This is a genomic window from Novosphingobium sp. (assembly GCF_039595395.1).
GTDB lineage: Bacteria > Pseudomonadota > Alphaproteobacteria > Sphingomonadales > Sphingomonadaceae > Novosphingobium.
Genome location: NZ_JBCNLP010000001.1, coordinates 3,746,959 through 3,769,171 on the forward strand (window position 1 = coordinate 3,746,959; position 22,213 = coordinate 3,769,171).

General features: G+C 65.3%; 24 protein-coding genes. 15 read left to right on the plus strand and 9 right to left on the minus strand.

The window, feature by feature from the left end:
* The first annotated feature begins 218 nt into the window (after positions 1-218).
* Positions 219-914 carry an OmpW family outer membrane protein gene (locus tag ABDW49_RS17090; RefSeq protein ID WP_343613335.1) on the plus strand — a complete coding sequence of 232 codons (696 nt, stop codon included), beginning with the start codon at positions 219-221 and terminating at the stop codon, positions 912-914.
* 281 nt (positions 915-1,195) lie between these two features.
* Here ABDW49_RS17090 and ABDW49_RS17095 read toward each other — a convergent pair whose 3' ends face one another.
* The 9 genes from ABDW49_RS17095 to ABDW49_RS17135 all read right to left on the minus strand — a co-directional run bounded on the left by ABDW49_RS17095 (position 1,196) and on the right by ABDW49_RS17135 (position 9,232).
* Complete coding sequence (locus ABDW49_RS17095; protein WP_343613337.1) at positions 1,196-1,894, minus strand: Crp/Fnr family transcriptional regulator; 699 nt, start codon at positions 1,892-1,894, stop codon at positions 1,196-1,198.
* Between the two features lie 68 nt (positions 1,895-1,962).
* A complete protein-coding gene (locus ABDW49_RS17100; protein WP_343614348.1) occupies positions 1,963-2,616 on the minus strand; it encodes a sigma-70 family RNA polymerase sigma factor in 654 nt (217 codons plus the stop codon).
* Positions 2,617-2,732: 116 nt separating this feature from the next.
* A complete protein-coding gene (locus ABDW49_RS17105; protein ID WP_343613339.1) occupies positions 2,733-4,874 on the minus strand; it encodes a flagellar biosynthesis protein FlhA in 2,142 nt (713 codons plus the stop codon).
* Positions 4,875-4,884: 10 nt separating this feature from the next.
* Positions 4,885-5,856 (minus strand): transglycosylase SLT domain-containing protein, encoded by a 972-nt coding sequence (locus ABDW49_RS17110; RefSeq protein ID WP_343613341.1) that lies wholly within the window; start codon positions 5,854-5,856, stop codon positions 4,885-4,887.
* 325 nt (positions 5,857-6,181) lie between these two features.
* The gene (locus tag ABDW49_RS17115; protein WP_343613343.1) at positions 6,182-6,583 is read right to left on the minus strand and encodes a flagellar protein FlgN; all 402 of its coding nucleotides are present in this window, start codon (positions 6,581-6,583) and stop codon (positions 6,182-6,184) included.
* Complete coding sequence (locus ABDW49_RS17120; RefSeq protein ID WP_343613345.1) at positions 6,580-6,951, minus strand: flagellar biosynthesis anti-sigma factor FlgM; 372 nt, start codon at positions 6,949-6,951, stop codon at positions 6,580-6,582. The genes ABDW49_RS17115 and ABDW49_RS17120 overlap by 4 nt, the downstream gene beginning before the upstream one ends.
* Positions 6,952-7,130: 179 nt before the next feature.
* Positions 7,131-7,655: a flagella basal body P-ring formation protein FlgA gene (locus tag ABDW49_RS17125; protein ID WP_343613347.1), complete on the minus strand. Its 525-nt coding sequence runs from the start codon at positions 7,653-7,655 to the stop codon at positions 7,131-7,133.
* Between the two features lie 351 nt (positions 7,656-8,006).
* Positions 8,007-8,471: a hypothetical protein gene (locus ABDW49_RS17130; RefSeq protein WP_343613349.1), complete on the minus strand. Its 465-nt coding sequence runs from the start codon at positions 8,469-8,471 to the stop codon at positions 8,007-8,009.
* Positions 8,468-9,232, minus strand: a complete 765-nt coding sequence (locus ABDW49_RS17135) for a MotA/TolQ/ExbB proton channel family protein (protein ID WP_343613350.1) — start codon at positions 9,230-9,232, stop codon at positions 8,468-8,470. The genes ABDW49_RS17130 and ABDW49_RS17135 overlap by 4 nt, the downstream gene beginning before the upstream one ends.
* Positions 9,233-9,512: 280 nt before the next feature.
* On the opposite strand from ABDW49_RS17135, the gene flgB reads away from it, so the two are divergent.
* The 14 genes from flgB (at position 9,513) to ABDW49_RS17205 (ending at position 22,064) form a co-directional block, all read left to right on the plus strand.
* A complete protein-coding gene (gene flgB / locus ABDW49_RS17140; protein WP_343613352.1) occupies positions 9,513-9,875 on the plus strand; it encodes a flagellar basal body rod protein FlgB in 363 nt (120 codons plus the stop codon).
* Between the two features lie 4 nt (positions 9,876-9,879).
* The gene (flgC, locus tag ABDW49_RS17145; protein WP_343613353.1) at positions 9,880-10,290 is read left to right on the plus strand and encodes a flagellar basal body rod protein FlgC; all 411 of its coding nucleotides are present in this window, start codon (positions 9,880-9,882) and stop codon (positions 10,288-10,290) included.
* Positions 10,290-10,646 carry a flagellar hook capping FlgD N-terminal domain-containing protein gene (locus ABDW49_RS17150; RefSeq protein WP_343613355.1) on the plus strand — a complete coding sequence of 119 codons (357 nt, stop codon included), beginning with the start codon at positions 10,290-10,292 and terminating at the stop codon, positions 10,644-10,646. The genes flgC and ABDW49_RS17150 overlap by 1 nt, the downstream gene beginning before the upstream one ends.
* 62 nt (positions 10,647-10,708) lie before the next feature.
* Complete coding sequence (locus tag ABDW49_RS17155; RefSeq protein ID WP_343613357.1) at positions 10,709-11,521, plus strand: flagellar hook basal-body protein; 813 nt, start codon at positions 10,709-10,711, stop codon at positions 11,519-11,521.
* Between the two features lie 6 nt (positions 11,522-11,527).
* Positions 11,528-12,277, plus strand: coding sequence for a flagellar basal body rod protein FlgF (flgF, locus tag ABDW49_RS17160; RefSeq protein WP_343613359.1), 750 nt, complete (start codon positions 11,528-11,530; stop codon positions 12,275-12,277).
* A 39-nt stretch (positions 12,278-12,316) separates the two neighbouring features.
* Complete coding sequence (gene flgG / locus ABDW49_RS17165) at positions 12,317-13,105, plus strand: flagellar basal-body rod protein FlgG (RefSeq protein ID WP_343613362.1); 789 nt, start codon at positions 12,317-12,319, stop codon at positions 13,103-13,105.
* A 20-nt stretch (positions 13,106-13,125) separates the two neighbouring features.
* Positions 13,126-13,791: a flagellar basal body L-ring protein FlgH gene (locus tag ABDW49_RS17170; RefSeq protein WP_343613364.1), complete on the plus strand. Its 666-nt coding sequence runs from the start codon at positions 13,126-13,128 to the stop codon at positions 13,789-13,791.
* Positions 13,792-13,880: 89 nt separating this feature from the next.
* A complete protein-coding gene (locus ABDW49_RS17175; protein ID WP_343614350.1) occupies positions 13,881-14,960 on the plus strand; it encodes a flagellar basal body P-ring protein FlgI in 1,080 nt (359 codons plus the stop codon).
* Entirely contained in the window at positions 14,957-15,361 is a 405-nt protein-coding gene (locus ABDW49_RS17180) for a rod-binding protein (RefSeq protein ID WP_343613366.1), read from the plus strand. The genes ABDW49_RS17175 and ABDW49_RS17180 overlap by 4 nt, the downstream gene beginning before the upstream one ends.
* Positions 15,362-15,365: 4 nt before the next feature.
* Positions 15,366-16,700, plus strand: coding sequence for a flagellar hook-associated protein FlgK (flgK, locus tag ABDW49_RS17185; protein ID WP_343613368.1), 1,335 nt, complete (start codon positions 15,366-15,368; stop codon positions 16,698-16,700).
* Between the two features lie 16 nt (positions 16,701-16,716).
* On the plus strand, positions 16,717-17,643 hold the full coding sequence (locus ABDW49_RS17190) for a flagellar biosynthesis protein FlgL (protein ID WP_343613370.1): 927 nt from the start codon (positions 16,717-16,719) through the stop codon (positions 17,641-17,643).
* Between the two features lie 78 nt (positions 17,644-17,721).
* Complete coding sequence (gene motA, locus ABDW49_RS17195; RefSeq protein WP_343613372.1) at positions 17,722-18,585, plus strand: flagellar motor stator protein MotA; 864 nt, start codon at positions 17,722-17,724, stop codon at positions 18,583-18,585.
* Positions 18,586-18,659: 74 nt separating this feature from the next.
* Positions 18,660-19,532, plus strand: a complete 873-nt coding sequence (locus tag ABDW49_RS17200; RefSeq protein ID WP_343613374.1) for a flagellar motor protein MotB — start codon at positions 18,660-18,662, stop codon at positions 19,530-19,532.
* A 111-nt stretch (positions 19,533-19,643) separates the two neighbouring features.
* Positions 19,644-22,064: an HAD family hydrolase gene (locus ABDW49_RS17205; RefSeq protein WP_343613376.1), complete on the plus strand. Its 2,421-nt coding sequence runs from the start codon at positions 19,644-19,646 to the stop codon at positions 22,062-22,064.
* Positions 22,065-22,213 lie beyond the last annotated feature (149 nt).

Here is a 22,213-nt window from a genome sequence, read left to right on the forward strand (position 1 = left end):
CCAAGGCTGGCCTATGGGCGCGGCGTAGTGAAACGACATTGATCCGCGTCAAACCGGGAAAGAGGCACAGGCGGCAATTTTGCGTCAGGTCAAATGCGCGGTTGCGCCTCGTCAATGATGGGGGCGCGGCATGGGTGCAGATCGCGCTTCGACGCCGCGCACCATCACCAAACACAGTTCCGCACAGGGCGGAACAGCGCGGCGGTGAGGACAAGACAATGCGCCAACTGACCAAACCCGCCGCCCTTCTGGCCGCCGTCGCGCTGGCTGCCATGGCCGGAAGCGCTCAGGCCGATGATGCCGATCAGGGGCACTTTCAGGTCAAGGTGCTGGGCACCGCCGTGCTGGCCAGCGGCCATGTCACCAAGGTCAACAGCGATGCGGCCGGGCTGGTCTCAAGCGGCGCCGTCACGGGCACCAGGGCCAATGACAATGCCGTGCCCACCATCGCGCTGGAGTATTTCTTCACCAAGAACGTCTCGGTGGAAACGATCTGCTGCGTCACCGGCCACCATGTCACCATCGGCGCGGGTGCGGCGGCGGGCCAGGGCGCGATCGACGACGTGAAGATCATCCCCGCCACCTTCACCGCCAAATATCACCTGCCGCTGGGCCATGGCATCAAGCCCTACGCCGGTGTCGGCCCCGCGCTGTTTATCGTGCTGTCCGATCAACCCAGCGCCTTTGTGCAAGGTCTGGGCGTGACGCGCACCAAAATGTCGAGCGAGTTCGGCGTGGCCTTGCAGAGCGGCGTCGATATCGCGCTGGGCCATGGCTATGGCCTGAGCTTCGACGCCAAGAAGTATTTCGTGAGCACCAATGCCCATTTCTACGCCGGCGGAACCGAAGTGCTGAGCACCCGCAATCGGCTGGACCCATGGGTGGTGAGCGGTGGGGTCAGCTATCGGTTTTGAAGGTGTAGAAAGGGGAAAAGGAAAGATGCGAGGGTGTTACACCCTCGCGCTCCCATTATTTGTTTACGTGGCGCATCGGGTTCGGCCACAGAGCAACGTCGCGGCGCCGCAGGCAATATTCCTTGGGCTGCGCTAGCAGATTGAAGGCCTGCGGCGCCTTAAGTGATGCAGGTGGAAAGCCAAGGCACAAGGATCGGGCGCCACTGCCGTTTCGTCGGAAGACGTCATGGGAGCGCGAGGGGATAATCCCCTCGCATCTTCTTCCTTCTAAACTTCCAGCCTCACCCTGCTTCAGCAATCAGTGCATGGCGGTTAGCGATCACCACCTCACGCCGACTGGGCAGATCGATCAGCCCCTCGGTCTTCAACCGGGTGAACTGGCGGCTGACGGTCTCGATGGTCAGCCCTAGCACATCGGCGATCTGCTGGCGCGAGAAGGGCAGATGGAAGCGCGCGGCAATGCCGTCGCCCTCACCCTCGCAGGTCAGAGGCGCCAGACGGTCCGACAGCTCGATCAGGAAGCTCGCCACCTTCTCGCTCGCCGATTTGCGGCCCAGCAGCAGCATCCAGCGCCGCGTGCGATCCAGCTCGCCCAAAGTGCGCTGCAGCAGCTTGTGCTCAAGCTCGGGGTGCTTGCGGGCAAAGCCGTCGAAATCGACGCGCGAAAACACGCAGACCCGCGCATCGGTCAGCGCCGTCACGCCATGGTTGGTGGTGCCGCCAAAGGGTCGCCCGATGAAGTCGCTGGGATAGACCACGCCCACGATCTGCTCGCGCCCATCCTCGGTGCCGGTGGAGAGCTTGAGCACCCCCTCGATCACATTGGCGACGAGGACCGAATCCTCGCCCTCCCAGATCAGGCTTTCGCCGGCGGCAAGATTGCGCCGCCGCCCGATGCTGTTGAGCGCGTTGATCTCGGACTCGTCCAAAGCCGAACAGATGGCTCTGTTCCGCACGACGCAAGTATCACATGAAGACATGGCCTTGCGACATAGCAGTTCCGGCCTGTCGCGACAATGGCTCCGCCCTTGGTACTTAGGTCGGCCCCTTAAACCACGTCAGCCAGGCCGCCCAGGGCACTGCGCAGCTTGTCGATGGCCTGTGCCTTCAACTGATGCACGCGCGGAATCGACACGCCCAGCACCTCGGCGATTTCGGCAAGGTTGAGTTCCTCGACGAAATAGAGCTGGATCACCATCTGCAACCGCTCCGGCAAATCGCCGATGGCACCGGCCACGCTTTGCCGCAGTTCCTCATCGGCCAGCAGGGCAAGGCTGTCGGGCTGATCGTCGGCAAAGGCCATGGAACTGTCGGAATAGGTCTCGTCCAGCGCCTCGAAACGCAGCGGTTCCGAGGACATGCGCAGCCCTTCAAGATCAGCCAAACTCATCCCCATTTCTTCTGCAAGTTCGCTGTCTTTGGGCTCGCGCCCCAGCTTGTTGGTGAGCAGCGTGTGTTTCTCGCGCATCAGCCGCCGACGCTCCACCGCCCCGCGCGACAAGGGCACATGGCGGCGGATCAGATCGACCATCGCCCCCCTCACCCGCATCTTGGCGTAAGCGGCAAAGCCGTCCTCGCCCGGACCGTTGTGCTTTTGCGCGCATTCGGTGAGGGCAACGAGGCCCGCCTGCATCAGGTCTTCCACCTCGATCCCGTCGCGCCCGCCCTGCAGGTGCCAGGCAAGACGACGGACCATCGGCATGAAGCGCCTCACCCGGTCGCCCGGATCGTCGCCATAGGCCGCGGCGATGCGCCGCCCGCCGGGCCCTTTCAACTGGATGGGATTGGCGGCGGAGAGGAAAGGTTTGTGGTCGTGGATCATGCAGCCATACTCTCGACAGGGCTGGATGGATAAGCGGCATTCGGCTGGTGCGTCAGTTGCGGCGGCTGCTGGGGCTGTTCACCCACCACGCAGATCACCTCGACCGGCTGTGTTTCGGGCAGTTCGGCGATCGACATCACCACGCAGCCGGGGGCGCGCAGCCGCAGCAGATGGGCCAGAGCCCGGCGCAGGCGCGGCTGGACGATCATCGCCACGGCCGAGGCCGAAGGACCGCGCTGGGCAACCAGCGATGCGACGCGCTCGCCGATGGTGCGGGCCAGATCGGGCTCGATCAGCGGCTGGCCGGTGACCGGGTCGATCAGACCCTGCGAGATCATGGCCTCCAGCGAGGAATCCAGCGTCACCACCGGCAGGCGCTCGTTGGGCGGGCAGATGCTGCTGACGATCAGGCCGCCAAGGTCCGCGCGGACCATATCGATGATGCGGTCGTGCTCCTGCGTGATCTGCACCGCCTGGGCGATGGACTGCAGGATCGGCAGCGGATGGGCGATGGAAATGCCGTCTTCCAGCAGGTTGCGCAGCAGGCGGGTCATTGCCGCAAGGCTGAGCGGGGTGGGATAGACGGTTTCCACCAGAGCGGCGGCGCGCACCTTCGTCGCTTCCAGCAGGGTCTTGACCTCGTCGGCGCCCAGCAGGGCATGGGCACGCTCGGCCATCATCTGGTTGAGATGGGTGGCGATCACCGTGCTGGCGTCCACCGTCAGGTAACCCTCGGCGATGGCCATGTCGCGCAGCGGCGGGTCGATCCAGTAGCCGGGGCAACCGAAGGAGGGATCGCGCGTCTCGATGCCGCGGATATGGGCCTGCGGATTGGCCTCGCCCGCATCGATGGCCAGCACCTTGTCGACCATCACCTGCGAACCGCCCAGCACCACGCCGCCCAGAATGATGCGATAGTCGCTGGGGCCCATGTCGAGGCTGTCGCGCACGCGGAACTGGGGGACGATGAAGCCGAAGGTCTGCGAAAGCTGCTTGCGCACGCCGGTGATGCGGCTGACGAGCGGCGCGCCGCGCTTCTCATCGACGAGCTGCACCAGACCGTAACCCAGCTCGACCGTGACGAGCGTGTGGTCGGAGACCTCGCCCAGCGTGATCTTGCCGGGATCGGCGGGCGGCACCACGGCGGGCATGGCGGCGATGGCCTTGGCGAGCTGCTCGCGCTTGTAGAGCTTGCGCCAGATGAAGAAGGCGATGGCGGCGGCGGGCAGGAACACGCGCTGCGGCATGGCCGGGATGAAGCCGATGGCCCCCAGAATCAGCGCCACAGGCAGCCAGATATCGGGGCTGGCGAACTGGCCGCCGATCTGGCCGGACAGGTTGCGCGTGTCGTTGACGCGGGTCACGATGACGGCGGCGGCAATCGACAGCAGCAGCGAGGGCACCTGCGCCACAAGGGCGTCACCCACCGACAGGGAGATGTAACGGCTGGCGGCTTCCGAAGCGGTCAACCCGTGCGAGATCATGCCAAGGCAGAAACCGGCAATGACGTTCACGCCCAGAATCAGCAGCGCGGCAACCGCGTCGCCCTTCACGAATTTGGAGGCACCATCCATCGAACCGTAGAAATCGGCCTCGGTGGAGATCTCGCGACGGCGGGCCTTGGCATCCTCGGCGGTCATCAGGCCGGCGGCCAGATCGGCGTCGATCGCCATCTGCTTGCCGGGCAGAGCGTCCAGAGTGAAACGCGCCGAGACTTCCGACACGCGGCCCGCGCCCTTGGTGATCACGACCAGGTTGATGATCATCAGGATCATGAAGACGAACAGGCCGACCGCGAAATTGCCGCCGATCAGAAATTCGCCAAAGGCCTCGATCACATGGCCCGCCGCCGCGCCGCCCTCATGCCCATGCACCAGCACCACGCGGGTGGAGGCGACGTTGAGCGCAAGGCGGAGCAAGGTGGCGAACAGCAGCACCGAGGGGAAGGAGGAGAAGTCCAGCGGCTTGGCCGCGTTCATCGAGGCCATCAGCACCGCCACCGAAAGGGCGATGTTGAAGACGAAGAACACGTCGAGCATGAAGGCCGGGATCGGCACCACCATCAGCACGATGATGGTGAGAATACCGGCGGGCAGCGCGAAGCTTTGCGGGCTGAAGGCAGTGAAGAGGCGGTTCATAACTGGATCCTCACAGGCCCATGGATTTCAGGCGGCCATAGGCGGCACGCACGGCGGCGGGCGCCGCGCTGCCATCACCGGAGCCACCAAAGACGTTCTGAAGCGTATCGGCCATCGACAGCCGCGTGTTGCCGCCCCCATTTTCGCCGGCGCCCGAACCGGAGCCGGTGCCGGAGGAAGCGGCAAAATCGCCGTCGCGAGCGGCAGCAAACTGCCGGGCGATCGGGCCGCCCATCGTTGCCGGATCGGGCGCATAGTCGGAAGGCGGCGCGGAAACAGTGGCTTGAGCCCAGCCAACGCCTCCACCATAAACGCCATAAGCCGCGGTCGAGAGCGGATCGAAATTGCCGTCCTCGCCGCGCATGGCATTGGCCATCTTGCCGCGCAGCAGATCCATCACCTGCCCCAGGCTGCGCGACGCGCCACCGGGAGCGAAAAAGATCGCCTGATTGCTGGCCGCCGCCTTGGGGTTGATCGCCGCCGCGCTCTGCGTGGGATCGACCGCCATGGCGGCGAGGAATTTCTTAGCGCCATCCGCACCCAGAAAATGCGCCAGATACAATTCGCTGGCATCGGGCGTGCGGCCCAGCGCATTGGTCAGCGCCACCTGATTGTCGCCCGCCAGACCAGCGGCCATCATCGCCGAGACATTGGGATCGTCGCGCATCGCCATCATCTGCGCGCGCGCCATGGGGTCGGAGAGTGCGGCTCCCGACAGGCCCAGCATGGCACCATGCTTCTGAAGCGTGTTCGTCCAGGTCGCATTGGTGAACTGGAACAGTCCCCGCGCACTGGAGGTCGCCGCCTGGGCACGCGGATCGAGACCCGATTCCAGCTTCGCCTGGGCGAGAAGATAGTTGAAGTCCACACCGCTGGCTCCGGCGGCGCGGGCAATGGCCGCGCGCGAGGCATCACGCTGCGAGGACGGGTCCGTGGCGATGGAGGCAGCCCATGGGTTGCCTGTCAGATCTGGCTGGCTCAAGCCCTGCTCCCGAAACAAAGGGTTCCGAAAACATTTTAAGCAAGCTGCGTGCCAGTTTTGGCGTTGCTATCTGAACAGTGCGCAAAAGCGCATTGTGGAACGGCACCAGCCCTCTCCCCCGCCCGGCCACCCGTCGGTAGTATCCTGTGGGTGGCCGGGCCGGGGAGAGGGCTGGTGCCGCGAAATCCGGCTCTTTCGCCGGATTTTCAAACAAAAAGCGGGGATGGTTGCCCATGCCCCGCCTGTCTGGCCGCTCAATCATCTGGCCGGGTGTTTCAGCCCGGCAACTTCAGGTTTGCCGCCCGGCAAAACCCGGCAAAATCTGTCAGGCCCGCGCGCCGGTATAGGCATAGGCAGGCACGCCCTGGGGTCGCAAGGCCTGCCCCGTCTGGGCCTTGTACAGCGGAGCACCACCCGACAGCGCGTTCAACCGAGCCGACACATTGGCGGCAATCAGGTTGCGCAGCTGGCGGTTCACTTCGTTGAGGCGGCGCGCGGCATCGATCAGCCCCCGCGTTTCCTCGTCGATATGGCCATCGCCCGCAGCTTCCAGCTCTTCACACAGGACATATTTGTCATGAGCGCAGCCCATGATCGAATCCATGTCCATGCCGGTCAGCGCTTCCCGCTCATGCCGCAGCAGCTCGATCATGCGACGCAGAGTGTCGCCACGCGAGACAGGGGCGTTATCAAGAAGAGCGCTGGAACCGGCAAACTGATGCTTCATGTGTTGATCCTCAGCAACATGCCCGCGGCGATCATGGCATCGCCGATCTTGGTCGGGACGAGGGGGTAGTTCCCGGTCTCGATCGCCTTCTTGATCGTGGCGACGCGATCGGTATCGACGGGCGCCGAACCGGCGCTCGACGCGGTAGAGGTAACCACGGCCGAAGCGCTAGGGGCGCTGGTCGTGGCGGCGGGGCTGCTCGACACCTGCGTGGCGGCAGCAAGATTGACGCTCGCGGAAGCGGCCGAGGCCGCCGCGTTGGCGTCGGTATTCAGCGACAGCCTGGAATCGGTCGCACCGACCTGCTGCACGCTCAAATCAACATTAAAGCCCGAACCGAGGCCGGGGCCGGATGCGATGCTCGACATGGTTCCGCTCCTTGCGTTTCCAGTGTCAAGAACGGTGCCGTACCGCAGCTTTTAAGGCAAACAACAAATTCGGGCGGCAGATTTTCGACGTTTTCCACCAAGGCCCGGAAGGCAAACGGCAAATTCAGGCGGCAAGAAGCTGCCGAACCCTGCCGGACGCCTTTTTCGGGCCTCCAGCGTCAATCGCCCAGCGGAACTTCCACCTCGCCGGGGCGGGTGATGCGGGCCCGCATAGCATCGCCCTGCGGCTGGCCCGAGCGCACCGAACGCACGCGAATCCAGTCACCCACGGCACCGGCCTCCATCGCCTCACCGGGCTGGGTGACGGCAAAGCCCTCACCGGCCACGGCAATCGTCACCGACTCGCCGCGCATGACGACCGGGGCCGCGGCAGCGGCAGGGGTCGCCTGAGCGGAACGCACCGGCACGAAAAGATGCCAACTGCCCGGATCGGGGCACTCGACGATCAGCGAGTCACGCCGCGCCGTGCGCCACGACATGGCCAGCGGCGAGCGGCAAAGCGCCAGCCGCAAACGGCGGTCGGTCGGCAACATGGCGCCGCCCATGCCGCCAGCCGGCACACCCGTAAAGGCGGCCACTTCGCGGTCGATGGCGGCAGGATCGGTGTAGGCTCCTTGAGCCTGCGCGGCGCTGGCGATGAAAACCATCGGCAGCAAAGCGGAAAGGGAAACGGACAGTCGCATCGCTATGGACCTGACATGAAAGTGGGCAGGATTATGGTCCGTTTTAAGCAAGCTTCGTGCCAAATAAGGGAAGAGATAAGAAAAGGAAATGCGAGGGTGTTACACCCTCGCGCTCCCATGAATGTCTACGTGGCGCTTCGGGTTCGGCCTTGGCGTAAGGTCGCCGCGCCGCAGGCATAAAACCCATGATCACTCCGCCCAGCCAATCATGACTGCCTGCGGCGCCCATAGGTAACGCAGGTGGAGAGTTCTGGCGCCACGACCGGGTGCCCCTGCCCTGCCGTCGGAAGACGTTCCGGGAGCGCGAGGGGGTAACCCCCTCGCATCTTCTTCTTTAAATCACTGAAAACCTTATTGCCCGCCCAGATCATAGGCCAGAGAAGCCAGAACCTCGGAAGGCGTTCCGGCCGCTTCTGGTTCCATGATGACCCGCGCATTCTGCCCCATGGCCCCGGCCTCCTGAGTCAGCCGCGCGATGTTGACGATCGCGTGCGACTGACCGTCAGGCGGATAGCGCAGCGTGATCGTCAGACGCTGGCGGCTGTCAGGCTGCTGCGAGGCGAGCCATGCGGCAATGCCGGGGCCGCCGGGCGCCTCGCGCCAGATGGCCAGAGGCTGGGCGCGGGTAGGATCGACGAGATCAGGCGCGGGCTTGGGTGGCAGTGGGGGCGGCGGCGGAGGGGGCGCCGGATGAGCGGCCTGGGCCTTGCTGGCCGGCGCGGTGGGCTCGGCCATGGCGGCGGCGGTGACCATGAAGAGGATCAGGGAAAGGTCGGCCAGCATGGTTTGCCAGCCGATGCCGCCGCGAATGCTCATGCCTGACCGCCCGGCTGGAAGAGGCGGGGCGACGGACCGTCACGCAGCGCGGCTTCACCGCGTGGGGCACGTTCACCGCGCGGATGGGCTTCGCGGCCTTGGGGGGCAGGCGTCAGGGCGCCGGGCGCGGCTTCGGCGACTTCGGCCTCCAGCCATTGCGCCAGGGCTTTACGGGCATTGTCCTCATGAGTCATGCGGCGCTCGACCAGCCGGGCCAGCGGGGCGAGCAGCAGATGCGCCAGAACAAGGCCATAGAGCGTGGCATGCACCGCCATGCCGATCGCCGACATGTAGGCGGTGCGGTCCACGCCATTGGCGGGCAGGCGCGAAAGCGAGATCAGCGTGCCGCCCAGCCCGAAGACCGGCGCCAGCTCGGCCGAAAGCCCCAGCGTGTTCACCGCCGCGCGGGCGGGCGCGAGACGCTTTTCACGCAACTGCTCCAACAGGCCCTTCAGACCGGCGGTGGAACGATGAGTGACCATGTCGCGGATCGCCGTGTCGAATTCGGCGTCGCCGACCAGGTGCGGCTCGGCGCGCAGCAGGCCGTCGCGCTGCATGCCCTGCAGCTCGCGGGCGATGCGGCCGCGCAGCGCCTCGGCGTCGAAGGGCTTGGCCATGCCGAAGGCTCCGGCCAGCGCCCGGCCCAGTTGGGACAGCATGGCGCGCCAATCGGCCCATCCTGCCCGCAGGAAGGTGGCCAGCACCGTCCCGCCCAGCACGATGGCCAGAGTGGAGGGATCGATCATCGAGGAAAAGTTCATGATCCGCGCGCAGTCCTGATTGCAACCGATGAAAGCCTAGAGGCCCAAACCGGCCCCGGCAACCACGAGAACGGGGCTTTTCAGGGCAGTTTCAGCATCTGGCCGAAGATTGCCGCCTTCCGGCAAAGCCTTGCCGCCCTGCCCGGCACCGGCGGCCCGGCACCGGCAAGCGGCGATAAAATTTCCGATACCACGCCGCCTTTCGCGCATTTGGCACGGCCTTTGCTTTTCATTGGGGGACCGGCCCTGCGTGGCCTTCAGGAGCTTGACGAGACCGCCGATGAGTGACGCCGCCAACAACACCAGCCTTTTTGGCATTCATGGCATGGCGCTCGAACTGCGTTCGCAGCGTATGGGCATGCTGACCTCCAACATCGCCAATGCCGCGACGCCGAACTACAAGGCGAAGGACATCGATTTCACCGCCGCGCTCAAATCCGAGATGGGCGGCACCAACATCGATGCCGCCACCGCCAAGGCCACGCAGTACCGCGTGCCGGTGATGCCCAGCCTTGACGGCAACACCGTGGACCTTTCGACCGAGCAGGTGGCCTTCTCGCAGAATGCGATGGGCTATTCGACCTCGCTCTCCTTCATCAGCGGCCGGGTGAACACCATCACCCGCGCCATCAAGGGGGAGTAAGCCGATGCCCACCACCGGTTCGCTCAACATCTTCGACGTCGCCCAGCGCGGCATGTCGGCGCAGTTGGTCCGCATGAACGCGGCCTCCTCCAACCTGGCCAATGCCGGCGCGGTCTCCACCAGCGAGGCCTCGACCTATCGCCCGGTGCGTGCCGTCTTTGCCCAGCAGCTCGATGCGGCCAGCGGCCTCTCGACGGTCAATGTGGCCGGCGTGGTGCGCACCGCCGCGACGCCGCTGAAAGAACACAACCCCAACCACCCGCTGGCGGATGCCAACGGCGACATCTTTACCGCCCCGGTCGATGAAAATGCCGAGATGGTCGAAATGCTCGATTCCTCGCGCCAGTACACAAATCTGGTCGAGGCCCTGTCCACCGCCAAGCAATTGATGCTCGACACTGTGAGGATGAAATAATGACAGCCGTTTCCTCGACCGGTTCGACCGGCTCCACCACCGGTACGTCCACCAGCACCTCGACCAAGTCGAACACCCAGTTGGGGATGAACGATTTCATCAGCCTGCTGACCACGGAACTGCAGAACCAGGATCCGACGGCGCCGCAGGACAACACGCAGATGATCGCGCAGATGGCGCAGTTCTCCACCCTGTCGGCCACGACGGGCATGAGCGACACGCTGAGCGGCATCTCGGACAAGCTCGACAAGATCCTGGCCGCCCAGCAGGCCGCTGCCACCGGCACGGCCACGGGCACCACGACCCCCACCGACACGTCCACGTCCGACACGGCGTCCACCGGCGCCACCGCCTGATTTCAGGCGCCTGATTTTAGACACCTGATTTTCAGCCCACTTTTTTCAGAAGGCAGAAACCCATGTCCTATTACACGTCACTGACCGGCCTGAAGAACGCCTCTCAGGAACTGAATGTCATCTCGAACAACCTCGCGAACGCCGAAACCACCGGCTTCAAGAAGAGCAACATCAACTTCTCCGACATCGTCGGCGCCAGCAGCTACACCAACGCCAAGACCCAGGTCGGTCTGGGTTCGCTGGTGCAGTCGATCGATCAGGACTTCACCACCGGCAGCGCCAAGGAAACCGGCTCGGCGCTGGACCTGATGGTCAACGGCAACGGCTTCTTCACCGTGGTCGCGCCCAGCACGGGCCAGGTTCTGTATACCCGCAACGGTAACTTCACCACCGACGGTTCGGGCAACATCACCGACTCGAGCGGCAACAATGTCCAGATCATGGCCTATGACGCCGCCTCGGGCACCTATGCCACCACGACCAGCAATGGCGTGCTGCCCACCACCAATGCCGCCGGCGCGAAGTACACCGGCGTGCAGGTGAAGGACGACGGCTCGATCATCGCCGCCTATGCCGATGGCAGCACCACCACCGTCGGCAAGGTCGCTCTGGCCAGCTTCGTGTCGCCCACCGGCCTCAAGGAAATGGGCAGCCAGCAGTGGGAAGTGACCGGCCTGTCGGGTCCCGCCACCTATGGCGTGCCGTCCTCGGGCGGCAACGGCAGCATCCTGTCGGGCACGCTGGAGCAGTCGAACGTCGACACCGCCACCGAAATGGTCGGGCTGATCACCGCCCAGCGCTATTTCCAGGCGAATGCCAAGGCGATCGACGCGAACACGCAGATCTCCGACTCCGTGATCAACCTGCGTAGCTGATAAACCATGGACCGGCTGATCTACACCGCCATGTCGGGCATGACCGACTCGATGAACCGCCAGCGGGTCATCGCGTCGAACATGTCCAACGCGCAGACCGTCGGTTTTCGCGCCGACATGATCGCCTCCACGCCGGTGACCCTGAAGGGCCCGGCGCTGGAAGCCCGCGCGATGAGCGACGGCGAGGTCCGCGCCGCCAACATGGCGCCCGGCACGGTCAGCGCCACCGGCAACGATCTCGACATCGCCCTTCAGGGCACCGACATGTTGAGCGTGCAGGCCAATGACGGGACCGAGGTCTACACCCGCCGGGGTGACCTCTCGGTCTCGCCGACCGGCCTGCTGACCAATGGCGATGGCCTGCCGGTGATCGGCAATGGCGGCCCGATCACCGTGCCGCTGGAAAGCAAGATTAAGATCGGCCCGGACGGCACGGTGCTGGCCGTGGATGCCACCAACCCCAATCTGCAGCCCAGCGTGGTGGACAAGATCAAGATCGCCAGCACCGACGGCAGCCAGATCGCCAAGGGGCTCGATGGTCAGTTTCGCGTGGTCGGTGGCGGCATTCTGCCCGCCAACGACAATGCGCAGGTGATCGTCGGTTCGCTTGAAGGCTCCAACGTCAGTGCCAGCCAGGTGATGGTGGACATGGTTCAGGCCCAGCGCCTGTTCGATATCCGCGCCAAGCTGATCTCCACCGCCAAGGATGTCGACCAGTCGGGCACCACCCTGCTGCGCCAGTCAGCCGGTTCCTAAGCCCAGCCGGTCCATACAGGTTTATAGAAAGGTTCTGTCATGTCCGCTTCCGCTCTTCAGGTCGCCCGCACCGGGCTCGATGCTCAGGACACGCGCATGCGCGTGATCTCGAACAACCTTGCCAACGTCAACACCACCGCCTTCAAGCGCGATCGCGCCAATTTCGCGACCCTGTCCTATCAGGACATGCGCGTGGCGGGCCAGCAGAACACCTCGCAGAACAATTATGCCACCGGCCTGAACCTGGGCACCGGCGTGCAGATCCAGGGCACCTCGCGCCAGGAGGAACAGGGCACGATCGACACCACCGGCAATGCCTATGACCTGGCCATCCAGGGCAACGGCTATTTCCAGGTGCTGCTGCCCACCGGCCAGTTCGCCTATACCCGCGCGGGCAATTTCTCGCTGTCGTCGCAGGGTGAGATCCAGACCTCGGACGGCTATCCGGTGCAGCCCGCCATCACCATCCCGCTGGGCTCCACCTCGGTGGCGATCGGCTCGGACGGCACGGTCTCGGCGATCCCGCCCAGCGGCGGCAACGCCGTGCAGGTCGGCCAGATCACCATGGCCACCTTCCCCAACGCCCAGGGCCTGCAGTCGATCGGCGGCAACATGCTTCAGGAAACCACCGCCAGCGGCACCGCGCAGATCGGCACGCCCGGCGTGCAGGGTGTAGGCACGATCAAGCAGGGCGCTCTGGAAACCTCCAACGTCAACATCGTGACCGAGCTGGTCGACATGATCGAATGCCAGCGCGCCTATGAGATCAACTCCAAGATGATCTCCTCGGTCGACGACATGCTCAAAAACGCCAACCAGACCCTCTAAGACCAGAGACTGTGAGACCCATGATGCGTGCCTCTTCCATCCTCGGTATCGCCATGAGCGGTGCGCTGGCCCTGCTGCCCGCCGCCGCCATGGCCGGCAAGCCGCCCGCCGGCTTTTCCGCCACCACCCCGCCGCCGCCCGCGCCGCGCGTGGCCGACGGATCGATCTTCAACGCCTCGATGGGCTACAGCTCGCTGGTCACGGGGGCGCAGGCGCGCGTGGTGGGCGATACGGTGACGATCCTGCTGGTGGAAACCACCAGCTCGTCCAAGACCGCCAACACCAAGACCCAGCGTTCGGGCAGCGCCAGCATCACCCCGCCCACGCAGGGACCTTTCGCCTTAAATCCCAATGCCCTTAATGCTTCGAGCGGTTCGTCGTTCAATGGTCAGGGCAACACCGCCCTGACAAGTACCTTCACCGGAACGATCGCCGTGACGATCGCCGAGGTGAGATCGAACGGCACCGCCTTGGTGCGTGGAGAAAAGCGCATGTTGCTGAGCCAGGGTCAGGAGTGGATCCAATTCTCCGGAATTGTCCGCCTGAACGACATCAGCATGGACAACACCGTGCCCTCGGGCCGGGTGGCCGACGCCCATATCGAATATGCGGGCAACGGCGCCATCACGCGCAGCGCGCGCGAGGGTTGGCTTTCGCATTTCTTCAACATCATCAGCCCGTTCTGATGGAGACTTGTCCCATGCCTGCCGTTTCCTCGCCCAGCCCTGACACAAAGCGCCCCCTGGCCGCCCGCGCGTTCCGCGCCGTGCAGGCCATGCTGCTGGCGCTTGCCGTGCTGGCCGTTCCCTCGCTCGCCCATGCCGAGCGTATCCGCGATCTGGGCACCTTCCAGGGCGTGCGATCCAACCAGTTGACCGGCTATGGCGTCGTGGTGGGCTTAAGCGGCTCGGGCGATGACAATCTGGAATATGTCACCTATGCGATGAAAGGCGTGTCGGGCCGCATGGGTCTGAACCTGCCGCTCAACATCTCGCCCAACCTCAAGAACACCGCCGCGGTGATGATCACCGCCGACCTGCCCGCCTTCACCAAGCCGGGCCAGCGCATCGACATCACCGTCTCGGCGATCGGCAAGGCCACGAGCCTGCGCGGCGGGTCGCTGGTGCTCGCGCCGCTCTATGGTGCCGACGGCAAGATCTATGCGATGGCGCAGGGCAATCTGGCGGTCGGCGGCCTGGGCGTGACGGCCAAGGACGGCTCGCAGCTTTCGGTCAACGTGCCCACCGTGGGCCGCGTGGCCGAGGGTGCCACGGTGGAACGCGCGGTCGAGACCGGCTTTGAAACCTCCGACATCCTGCGCTGGAACCTGTTCACCGCCGACTTCCTGACCGCCCAGCGCGTGCGCGACGCCATCAATCGCCGCTGGCCGGGCATGGCCAGCGCCGACGATGCCGTCAGCGTCTCGCTGCACCTGCCGCCGGGCGCCGACACGCGCTCGGGCATCATGGCCGCGATCGAGATGCTCGATGTCGTCCCCGCTGAAGCTCCCGCGAAAGTCATCGTCAACAGCCGCACCGGCACGGTCGTCATCAACAGCGCGGTGCGCCTCTCGCCCGCCGCGGTCAGCCACGGCAAGCTGGTGGTGCGCATCGACGAGAAACGCAATGTCTCGCAGCCCGGCCCCTTCTCCAACGGCAGGACCGTGGTGACCCCCAACAGCCAGATCAGCGCCAGCGAGGAAACCGCCCATATCGCGCTGCTGCCCAAGGGCGCCTCGCTCTCGCGCATCGTCGACGCGCTCAACCTGCTGGGTGTGACCCCGTCCGATCTGGTGGCCATTCTTGAAGCCCTCAAGCAGGCCGGCTCGCTCAAGGCGGAGATGGTGGTGATATGAGCGATTTCTCTGCCTCTGCCGCCAGCGCGGCCTCCTCGGCAGCCTCTTCGGCACTGGGCGGCACCACGCCCAGCGCCAACGGCGGCATCACCGATGCCAAGAAGCTGCATGAGGTGTCCCAGCAGTTCGAAGCGATCTTCGTGCGGCAGATGCTGGCTGAATCGCGCAAATCGAACCTTGGCGACGAGCTGTTCAGCGGCCAGGGCACCGACACCTTCCGCGAGATGCAGGAACAGAGCATCGCTGCGGCCACCACCAAGAGCGGCGGCATGGGCTTTGCCAAGATGATCGAGAAGAAGCTGGCCAGCCAGCTTCACATCGGCACCGGTACCACGGGCGCCGCCACCACCACGACGGGCTTCCCCATCAGCAGCCCGACCGCCATCGGAAAGAAGGACTGACGCCATGGCATCCGACATGCTGAGCATTGCCGCCAGCGGCACCCGCGCCGCCCAGGCCGCGCTGAACGTCACGTCGCAGAACATCGCGAACGCCAACACCGCCGGCTATGTGCGGCGTTCGGTGAACCTTGCCGAAGTGTCGGGCACCAACATGACGGGGGCGACCTTCAACACGGTCACCCTCAACGGTGTGCGCGTGGTGGGTGTGGACCGCGATGTCGACAGCTATCTGCAAAGCGAGGTGCGCCGCACCGGATCGGATGCCGCGCGCGCGGATACGCTGGTCACCGGCCTCACCAGTGTGAACGATGCGGTGGACAATTCGGGCCTGTATGACTCGATCACCGCCTATCAGACCGCTCTGTCCAAGCTTTCGGCCAGCCCCAATGACAGCGCGCTGCGCGCCAATGTGCTGGAAGCCGGCCGCACGCTGGCCCAGAGCTTCAACCAGGCCAGCAGCGCCCTTTCGGCAACCAAGTCGGGTCTGACCCAGTCCGCCTCCGCCGGGGTGACCCAGGTCAACACGCTGGCCACCACGCTGGCCAAGCTGAACCAGACCATCGGCAGCACGCCCGACCCCACGAGCCAGGCCGACCTGCTCGATCAGCGCGACAACATCCTGTCGCAGCTCAGCCAGTATGGCGATATCACCACCACCATCGCCAGCAACGGCACGGTGCAGGTGCAGATGGGCGGCACGAGCGGCCCGGTGCTGGTCTCCGGCAACACCGCCAACACGCTGGCGATGAGCCAGGATGCGACCGGCGCCATCAGCTATACGGTCGGCAGCTCCGCGCTGACGCTGTCGGGCGGCTCGCTGGCGGGCAATCAGCAGGCGATGACCGCCGCGATCTCCACCGGCTCCACGCTGGACACCATCGCCAACAGCCTGAGCTCCACCGTCAACAGCGCGCAGACCAATGGCGCGGCGCAGGACGGCTCGGCGGGTCAGGCGATGTTCTCGGGTTCGGGCGCGGCGGGGATCACGCTGGCGCTCACCTCGGGCAGCCAGATCGCCACGGCGCCTTCGGGTTCGGCCGCCAACAGCACCGATGGCAGCAACCTCAATTCGCTGATCTCCTCGCTCAAGTCGGTGGACGTTGCCGGGCAGGCCAACAATCTGATCCTGCAGACCTCCACCGCGGTGGCGGGCAACACCACCACGCGCGATGCGCTGGATTCGATCTACACCAACGCCCAGAACGCCATGTCGGCCCAGTCGGGCGTCAGCCTGGATGTGGAGGCGGCCAATCTGGTGCGTTACCAACAGGCCTATCAGGCTTCGGGCAAGGTTATTCAGGTAGCACAGACCCTGTTCAACCAGCTTCTGCAAATTTGAGCGTGAGGACCATCCCATGACCGCCATCAGCACCAGCGCCTTCTACAATCAGTCCATCGCCAATATGGACAAGATCACGCAGGCAACCCAGACGCTCAGCCAGCAGCTCTCGACGGGCAACCGCCTGACCCATTCCTATGACGACCCCATCGCGGCCGCCCAGATGCGCACGATGCAGGCCGCCGACACGCTGTCGACCGCCGACACGGCCAATGCCGCCTCGGCCAAGGCCAGCCTGACGCTGACCGACAGCACGCTGAGCCAGTTCACCGACATCATCACCAAGATCCAGACGGCGGCGACCGCGGCGGCATCGGACACCGCCAATGCCAGCGACAAGGCGAATTATGGCGTCCAGATCAACGCCTATTACCAGCAGCTCGTCGACCTTTCGAACACCAAGGACAGCTACGGCAACTATGTGTTTTCGGGCACCTCGGGCGGCAGCCCGGCCTATACGCAGGATGCCAGCGGCAACGCCACCTACACCGGCGGCGCCAGCGCCAATGCGATCTCGCTGGGCGGCAGCCTGTCGGTGATCCCTTCGGTGACCGGCCCGGAGGTGATGAACTTCACCACCAGCGGCGGCGTCAGCGGCAATCTGCTGACCTCGGTCAAGACGCTGGCCGATCAGTTGCAGGCGGGCACCGCCACCTCGGCCAGCATGAATGCCAGCGGCGGCGCCCTCGACCAGCTCGATGCCGCGCTCAACCAGGTCTCCTCCACGCAGACGGTGGTGGGCGCGCGCACGGCCTGGATCACCACGGCCACCACCGTGCAGACCACCGCCCAGACGGCGCGGACCTCCACCGAGGCCGCGGTCGGCGGCACCGATTACACCACAGCCACCGCCCAGCTTTCGCAACAGATGCTGGCGCTCAGTGCCAGCCAGGCCAGCTTTGCGAAGCTGTCCAGTATGAGTCTGTTTACCTATCTCAATTGATACAGGCCCTGGTTGCCGGCCCATGCGGGGGGCGGTAACCAGGCGTAAATCCGACGTTTCTTCCAGGGGGCTGCTTTCATGTTTTCGATCATCGGCATCGTCGTGCTTTTCGTCATGGTGTTTGGCGGTTTCGCCATCACCGGCGGCGCGCTGGGCCCTGTCATGGAGGCGATCCCGCACGAGCTGCTGATCATCTGCGGCGCCGCCATCGGCGCCGTGATCACCGGCAACGACATGCATGGCATCAAGGCGCTGGGCGGCGGTTTCGGCCGCGTCTTCAAGGGGCCCAAGCATAACAAGCAGGACCACATCGACGTCATCGCGCTGACCACCAAGCTGATGAAGCTGCTGCGCACCGAAGGTCCGGTCGCGATGGAAAGCCATGTGCAGGCCCCCAAGGATTCGCCGATCTTCGCCGAATATCCCCGCCTGCTGGCCAACCATGAACTCACCGACCTGATCTGCGACACGCTGACGCTGATCGTCGTCTCCTCGGGCACGCTGGAGGTGCATGCCGTGGAAGATGTGATGGACAATGCCATCAAGCAGCATCTGCTCGCCATGGATCACCCCCAGCACGCCATCCAGAATCTGGCCGACGCCCTGCCCGCTCTGGGTATTGTGGCCGCCGTGCTCGGCGTGGTGAAGACCATGGGCTCGATCGACAAGCCGCCCAGCATTCTGGGCGCGATGATCGGTTCGGCTCTGGTGGGTACCTTCATGGGCGTGCTGCTGGCTTACGGTATGGTCGCGCCGATGGCGGGCCGCCTCAAGCAGGTGAACGAAGCCGACGAGCAGATCTTCCATGCGGTCAAGCAGGTCATCATCGCCTCGCTGCACGGCTGGCCCCAGCCGCTGGTGGTCGAGAGCGCGCGTTCGGGCCTGTCTCACGATTTCCGCCCCGGCCTGTCGGAACTGCTCGACGCGCTGCGTGGCCGCTAAGGGGAGCTGATCCATGGCTCCCCCCCAAAAAGGGCAACAAGCAGGACATCCCTGCCCCGATTATCGTCAAGAAGGTGACCATCGTTGCCGCCGGTCACCACGGCGGCGCCTGGAAGGTGGCCTATGCCGACTTCGTGACCGCGATGATGGCCTTCTTCCTGCTGATGTGGCTGCTGGGCGCGACCACCGAAAAGCAGCGCAAGGGCATCGCCGACTATTTCACCCCCACCATGCTGAAGATCCGGCAGGGCGGCGCTGGCTCGAACGGGCTGCTGGGCGGCTCCTCGATGGTCGATGCCGACAAGATGCCGCATCGCGCCGGCCAGACCGGCAACCGCCCGATGACCATCCCGCGTGACGCCACCGGCGGCATGAAGGAAGGCGCCAACCAGATCAAGAAGGCCAGCCAGGTGCAGGCCCGCCTGCAGCAGCAGATGAGCGCCAGCGAAAAGCTGAAGAAGCTGTCGCGCGTGCTGAAGGTGACGGTGACGCCCGATGGCATCCGCATCGATCTGATGGATGACGCCGATTTCTCGATGTTCCAGCTCGGCACCACCGTGCTGACCCCGGATGCGGTGGAACTGCTGGCGGCGATCTCGCATGTGCTCAAGACCGAGGAAGGCGATCTGACCATCCGCGGCCATACCGACGCGCTGCAATGGCGGACCAACGGCCTGACCAACAACTGGTCGCTCTCGGCGGGCCGCGCCGAGGCCACCCGCCAGCAGATGATGCGCGACGGGCTGGGCGAGGACCGCTTCCGCCGCATCGAGGGCGTGGCCGATCGCGAACCGCTGATCGCCGACAATCCGCAGGACGCGCGCAACCGCCGCATGTCGCTGCTGCTGGCCAACAGCGTGTCGACGCCGGCGGACCAGGGCCCCGAAAAATCCGCCGACGGCAAGGGGGCCCCGGCCCCGCATGAGGCCAAGCCCGAACACCATTAAGCAATCCTACGGAGCAAAGGCGCAAGCACCGCTTCACCTTGTTTGCTTACCTCTCGGCAAGACAGGAATCCGCCATTCCGGCGTGGTCTCCTCACCTTGCCGAGAGCCAGCATGAACGCGCCGACCTCACCTGCCGCCTTCGCCGAAACCGCCGCCCCGCGTGAGCATCTGCTGCCGCATGAGCTGCCTGACGCGCTCGACTGGTTTCCGCAGGCGAAGGTTCTCAGCCTCGACTGTTTCGACACGCTGCTCTGGCGCGACACCCATGCGCCCACCGACGTGTTCACCATGCTGCCCGGCATCACCCCGATGCAGCGCCGCCATGGCGAGGCGGTGGCGCGCAAGGTTTCGGGCTTTGCCCATGGCCGCAACGAGGTCTCGATCGGCGAAATCTACAGCCAGTTGATGCCCCGCGCCACGCAGGCGCAGCGCGACACCGCGATCGCCAACGAGCTGGACGCCGAAGCGAAAGCCTGCTTCGCCTTCGCCCCCACGGTGGAACTGATGCGCCGCGCCAGGGCGCGCGGGATGCAGGTGATCATCGTCTCCGACACCTATCTCGATGCCGCCCAGCTGCGCACGCTGATCGAGCGCGGCGCCGGGGCCGATGTCGCCGGGCTGATCGACCGCATCTTCGTTTCCAGCGCCTATGGCCAGCCCAAGGCGCTGGGCATGTACCGCGAGGTGCTGCGCAAGCTGTCGGCCAAACCGCATGAGATCCTGCATATCGGCGACAATCACGGCGCCGACGTGATTGGCGTGGGCGCACATGGCGTCTGCACCCTGCATCTGCAGCAATTCCTCCCCGAACTGGTCCAGCAATTGCGGCTGGAGGCCGGGATCGGCGCGATGGTGCACCCGATCAGCAAGGCCGTCACCGCCGCCCAGCCGCATCGCGCCACGCTGGCCGCCGCCCTGCCCTTGCAGGAGACGGCGGCGGGGCGCCTCGGCATGGCCGTGATGGGCCCGATCCTCACCGGCTATGACATCTGGTTGCGCCGCGAGGCCGAGGCGCTGGCCGCCAAGCATGGCGGGCGCGTCCACTGGCTGTTCCTGATGCGCGACGGCTGGCTGCCGATGCGGATGCATGCCGCGCGCGGCGATGCGGCCAGCGGCTTTACCGCCCATCCCATCGAGATCAGCCGCTTCACCGCCACCGCCTCCAGCTTCACCGATGAGCGCGAGGTGTCGCGCTTCTCCGATGAGCAGGCCGGTACGCTGGCCGAGGCGTTGGGCCGGCAACTGCTGCTGCCGCCCGAGGATATCGCGCGGATCTGCAACACGCCGACGCAGGAAGAGGCCTGCTATGCCCTGATGCAGGAGATGCGCAAGACGCCGCGCAAGCGTGCCACCGTCGCGGCCTCACGCGCCTTTGCCAAAAGGCTGATCGCCCATGTGCGCGCCGTGGCCGATCCCGCGCCGGGCGACACGCTGATGCTGGTCGATCTGGGCTACAATGGCACGGTGCAGAACCGCATCGACACGGTGCTGGCCGAGGCGCTCGATGTCCATGTCGCGGGCCGCTACCTGCTGCTGCGCGAGGCGAATATGCCCGGCCTCGACAAGCGCGGCTTCCTCGATGTCAGCCATTACGACGATTTCGCGCTCAACGCGCTGACCGCCAATGTCTCGGTGCTGGAACAGCTCTGCACCACCGGCATGGGCTCGGTGATCGACTATACCGAGGCCGGAGACCCCATCCGCCGCGCCAATGAGATCGCGCCCGAACAGGCCGCGATCCGCCATGCCGTGCAGGAAGGCGCCATCGCCTTCGCCCATGCCCAGAACGATATCGCGCTGCGCGGCGATTGTGGCGGCGATCCGGTCGATCTGTGGCGTCAGGCGGCTACCGCGGTGATGGCGCGGCTGATGTTCATGCCGCTCGACCATGAGCTGGCGGTGATCCAGAGCTTCGAGCATGACGTCAATCTGGGCGGCAGCGATCATCGCGCCCTGTTCGATCCCGCCACGGCGCGCACCGGCCTGCGCCAGCAGGGCCTGTTCTACCTCAACAGTTCCGAGCGCATGTATCTGCCCGCCGAGCTGAAAGGCCAGGGCCTGGCGCCCCGTTTGACGGTGCTGGCGATGCGGCGCTTTGGCCTGCCCTTCAACTTCGCGGATTTCACCGACAAGACGGTGGAACTGCCGGTGATCTTCGCCGATGGCCAGACCGGCAATGTGGTCGAACAGACCATCGCCGCCAGCGCCACGCATGACGGCTTCTATGTCGCCGCCGTCCCCATGGGCGAGGCGCGCTATGGCATTGCGCTGCGGCTGGGCGCCCAATTCGAATGGGTGGAACTCGACAGCGTCAGAATCATGCCTCAGGCCGATTTCCTGAGCGAGAACCTGCCCTCCATCGACCGGCACATCACGCCCGAGCCGCTGCTCGAAGGGATCGAGCGCATCACCCCGCGCCTGCTGCGCTGCCACAATCCGGCAGGCTTTCTGATGGTCAACCCACCGACGCAGGTCGCGCGGCGCGAGCCGCTGATCCTGCTGGTGGCTTTCCGCCCGCTGACGGACGACTGAAGCTTCGAACACGAAAAGAACAGCCTGAGTGGGCACCTCGTCCGCTCAGGCCTTTCTGCGCCCTGCTGACACGCCTTCTGCGCGAAGGTCTGTTGCATCTGCTCCACAACCGCCAAGACCCGGCTCCCCTTGGGGGAACCGGGTCTTGG